This window comes from Acidithiobacillus sp. (assembly GCF_023255755.1).
In the GTDB taxonomy this organism is placed as follows: domain Bacteria; phylum Pseudomonadota; class Gammaproteobacteria; order Acidithiobacillales; family Acidithiobacillaceae; genus Acidithiobacillus.
Genome location: NZ_JAGDVS010000031.1, coordinates 1 through 3,981, shown reverse-complemented (window position 1 = coordinate 3,981; position 3,981 = coordinate 1). Strand labels below are relative to the sequence as shown.

The window sequence follows — 3,981 nt, the reverse complement described above, 5'->3', positions numbered from 1 at the left end:
GCGCGTAAGCGCGCCGCCAGCCAGGCCGGATGCCCGAGATCGCGATCGGCCAGTACCGCATCCAAAGCCTCCCGCTCACGCAGATAACGGCGCAGAACGGCATTCATCAGACCGCGCGCCCAGGGTTTTTTCAGGGCCTCTGTCATCTCAACCCAATCATTGACCACGGCGAAGGCGGGCCGTTGCCCATGGCGCAACTCAAAAAGGGCCAGACTCAGCAAAAAACCCAAATCCGCATCTTCCTCGCGCCAGCCTTTGCGCAGCAATTGAGCGGCCAGGGCCTGCAAGGGCAGATACTCGCGCAGCGTGCCCAGCACCAGCCATTGCAAGGTCGCCCGATCCGCACCGGTCAACGCCACCGGCAGCAGGGCGGCATCCACCGTCTGCCCGCTATCCACGCCCCGCAATACGGCAATAGCCGCCTTGCGCACTGTCACACCCGATGTGCTTTTTGCCCGCTCAATCCCCGTCCGCCCTTCCCTCATCCCAGCACTTCGCCAACTTGCGGGCGATAACCGCGGGCGAAATCACTACCACTGAGTACGCCCTTGCCCGCCGGTTGCACCGCCAGCAACTGCAATTGATCTTCGCCACAGGTCACCACTATCCCGTCTTTTTCCACGGCAGTGATGGTGCCGGGCGCCTGCTCGCCCCGGACAGGCAGCACCCGCGCCTGCCAGACCCGCAAGCCTTTGTCGCGAAAAAGGGTATGGGCGACGGGGCTGGGATTGAAAGCCCGCACCAGACGCTCCAGCGTCGCCGCGGGAAGCCGCCAGTCGAGCAGCGCCTCGTCCTTCTTCAACTTGCGGGCATAGGTCACCAGTGCCGGATCCTGGGGCACGGGTTTGAGCCGATTCGCCCAGAGCCGGTCCAGAGCCTGACGCAAAGCATCGCTGCCCAACCGTGCCAAACGGTCATGGAGACTCGCCGCCGTGTCATCGGGCGCAATGGGCACGCGCTCCTCCCACAGCACCGGACCGGAGTCGAGTCCGGCTTCCATCTGCATGATGGCGACACCGCTTTCCTTGTCGCCCGCCGCGATGGCGCGGGCGATGGGCGCCGCACCGCGCCAGGCGGGCAGGAGACTAGCGTGGACATTGATGGCGCCGCGCGTCGGCAAGTCCAGAATCGCCTGGGGAAGAATCTGACCATAGGCCACGACAATCAGCAGATCCGGCGCCAGGCTCCGGAGCAGGTCCAGGGCCTCGCCCGTCTTACAGGATTCCGGCTGAAAAACGGGAATGCCTGCGGCCAAAGCCTCCTGCTTCACCGGGCTGGCCTGCAACGCCCGCCCCCGGCCCGCCGGGCGATCCGGCTGGGTAAATATCCCGACGACTTCTTCCGGCCCTTGCAGCAATTCTGCCAGAATGAGGCGCGCGAACTCCGGCGTCCCGGCAAAAACAATGCGCTGTTTTCTAGTCACCGAGCCGCACCCTTTTGTCCGCCTTACGGCGAATCAGGTTTTGCTTGAGGCGGGACAGATGATCGACAAAAAGGGTACCATTGAGATGGTCGATCTCATGTTGCAGGCAAACCGCCAGCAGCCCATCGGCCTCCAATTCAATGGTCTTGCCCAGTACCGTGGTCGCGCGCACCGTCACTTTTTCGGCACGCCGCACCGTCTCCAGCACGCCGGGTACCGACAGGCAGCCTTCCTTCATCTCCTCTTCACCCGTGCGCGCGATAATTTCCGGATTCACCAAGGTCAGCAGATCATTGCGATTTTCTGAAACATCCACGACAATCAGCCGGTGACCAGCGGCCACCTGCGGCGCGGCCAGGCCGATACCGGGTGCATCGTACATAGTTTCCGCCATATCGTCGGCGAGTTGCTGTATCTGTTTGTCCACCCGGACTATGGGTTGGGCCATGCCCTTGAGGCGGGCATCGGGGAACTCCAGTATCTTCAAGAGGGGCATTTCGTCACCAAATTATTACCATCCGGCAAAAATCGTATCTTGAACTAATACTATGCCCTGCGGAAGTCCAGCGGAGATCATTCATGAAGAACATCTGGCGCAACACCCTATTTTGTCTCGGCCTCAGCGCCATGGCCCCGGCAATGGCGCAGGCTGCGCCGTCCGGCATACAGCTACGCAGTGAACACAGTTATACCGTCAAAGCCGGTGACACCCTCTGGGGCATTGCCGCACATTTCCTCAAAAATCCCTGGGACTGGCCACAGATCTGGCACCGGAATGCCTATATTAAAAACCCCAATCTGATTTATCCGGGTGACCGCATCGTGATTATCCGCGGGTCCAACGGTCAGCCAGAACTCCGTGTCATCTCGCTGCATCCGCAGATGACTGCGGGACCCTTGCCCACGGTGGCCACCGGCGAAGTAATGCCGTTCCTCGGCACACCTGGTGTTATCGCCAACAAGAAGGCTTATGACCAACTGCCCTATCTTGCCGCCAGCGCCAGTGAGCATATCGTCTATACGGTGGGTGACAAGCTCTATGCCTCCGGCTTGGCACAGGCGCCCATTGGTGCCCGTTACCAGATTGTCGCCCTCGGACCGAAACTCTATCGCCACGACGGCAAAAAAGCCCTCGGTTATGCGCTCCGCGATCTCGGTAGCGCAGTCGTGCGCAGCAACGGCACACACGCCGCCGTAGAAATCACCAATGCCCTGAAGGAAATCTCTCTGGGCGACCGGTTGGTACCTACCACGGACCGTAGCGCGCCCCACTACTTCCCCAGCGCCCCCTCCCACCCGGTAAATGCCCAGATCATCGCCAAAATGAGTAGTTATCCAGAACTGATGGTCGGCCAAGTCGTTATCGTGGATCAGGGCCGGGACAGCGGCCTGAGCGCTGGTAATGTGCTGCAGGTTGACAGGCCCGGAGGAGAGACGAAAAACGCGGTGACCGGCAAACCCTTCGTTCTGCCGCCGCAGAAGGTGGGTACCGTCATGCTGTTCCGGATATTCCCCACGGTCTCCTACGCCGTGATTACCACGGCGACACATGGCATCCTGGTGGGTGACCAACTGGCCAGTCCGCGCCCTGTAACAGCCAGCGACCGCTCTGCAGGAAACGGGTGACAGACCGGGCCTGGCTCGCCCTCGGCCGTATCCCCGGCCTCGGCCCGGTCCGCCAACGCGCCCTGCTGGAGCGCTTTGGTGCGGTAGAGCGCTGTTTTCAAACCGGCGCCGGCGCCCTGCAGGACCTCGGTTTGCAGGCCGCGCAAATCGCCGCCTTGCAGAAGGCGCCCGAAGACATGCTCACGCCCGCAGACCGGCACTGGCTGGAAAGTCCCGATACCGATCTCTGTCGCTGGACGGACAGCGATTACCCACCCCTGCTCCGCCATATCTCCGACCCGCCCCTGCTGCTCTATTTACGCGGGCAGCGCGCCTGCCTGAACCAGGCCATGCTGGCTATCGTCGGCAGCCGCAGCCCCACCGCGACCGGTGTCGCGACGGCCGAAGCCTTCGCCCAAAATCTGGGTGAGGCGGGCCTTATCATCAGCAGCGGTCTGGCCCTCGGCATTGACGCCGCCGCCCATCGCGGCGCCCTCCACAGCGGCACCGTCGCCGTACTTGGTACCGGCGCCGATCTCATCTACCCGCGCAGCCACCTGCAGCTCGCCCGTCAGATTACCGGGCAGGGCCTCATTCTCAGCGAACAACCCCCCGATACCGGTCCACGCAGCGGCCTCTTCCCCCGCCGCAACCGCATCATCAGCGGCCTCAGCCTGGGCGTACTGGTCGTTGAAGCCGCAGAGGGCAGCGGTTCACTGATTACCGCCCGGTTGGCAATGGAGCAGGGCCGCGAAGTCTTTGCCATCCCCGGCTCCATCCACTCACCGTTGTCGCGCGGCCCGCACCGCCTCATCCGCGACGGCGCCAAACTGGTCGAGAGTGCCGAAGACGTGCTCAGCGAACTCGGTCCCCTGTACGCCGTGCTGCGGGACGGTCAGGCGACAGCACCCGCAGCAGACTGGCGGCCCGAAGATCCGGTCCAGGCCAAGGTC

At 62.9% G+C, this 3,981-nt stretch carries 5 protein-coding genes; 2 read left to right on the top strand and 3 right to left on the bottom strand.

The window, feature by feature from the left end:
- The 3 genes from Q0C48_RS02540 to def all read right to left on the bottom strand — a co-directional run.
- On the bottom strand, nt 1–485 hold a 485-nt coding region (locus Q0C48_RS02540), incomplete at its 3' end, for a transcription antitermination factor NusB (protein WP_291521236.1).
- Nucleotides 482–1,423, bottom strand: a complete 942-nt coding sequence (fmt, locus tag Q0C48_RS02535; RefSeq protein WP_291521234.1) for a methionyl-tRNA formyltransferase — start codon at nt 1,421–1,423, stop codon at nt 482–484. The genes Q0C48_RS02540 and fmt, both read right to left, overlap by 4 nt.
- Entirely contained in the window at nt 1,416–1,919 is a 504-nt protein-coding gene (gene def, locus Q0C48_RS02530) for a peptide deformylase (RefSeq protein WP_291521232.1), read from the bottom strand. Before def ends, fmt begins: the two co-directional genes overlap by 8 nt.
- A gap of 83 nt (nt 1,920–2,002) precedes the next feature.
- Between def and Q0C48_RS02525 the strand changes: the two genes are divergently transcribed.
- Both Q0C48_RS02525 and dprA read left to right on the top strand, forming a co-directional pair.
- Nucleotides 2,003–3,049 (top strand): LysM peptidoglycan-binding domain-containing protein, encoded by a 1,047-nt coding sequence (locus Q0C48_RS02525; RefSeq protein WP_291521230.1) that lies wholly within the window; start codon nt 2,003–2,005, stop codon nt 3,047–3,049.
- A partial coding sequence (dprA, locus tag Q0C48_RS02520) for a DNA-processing protein DprA (protein WP_291521229.1) occupies nt 3,046–3,981 on the top strand: 936 nt, incomplete at its 3' end. The genes Q0C48_RS02525 and dprA, both read left to right, overlap by 4 nt.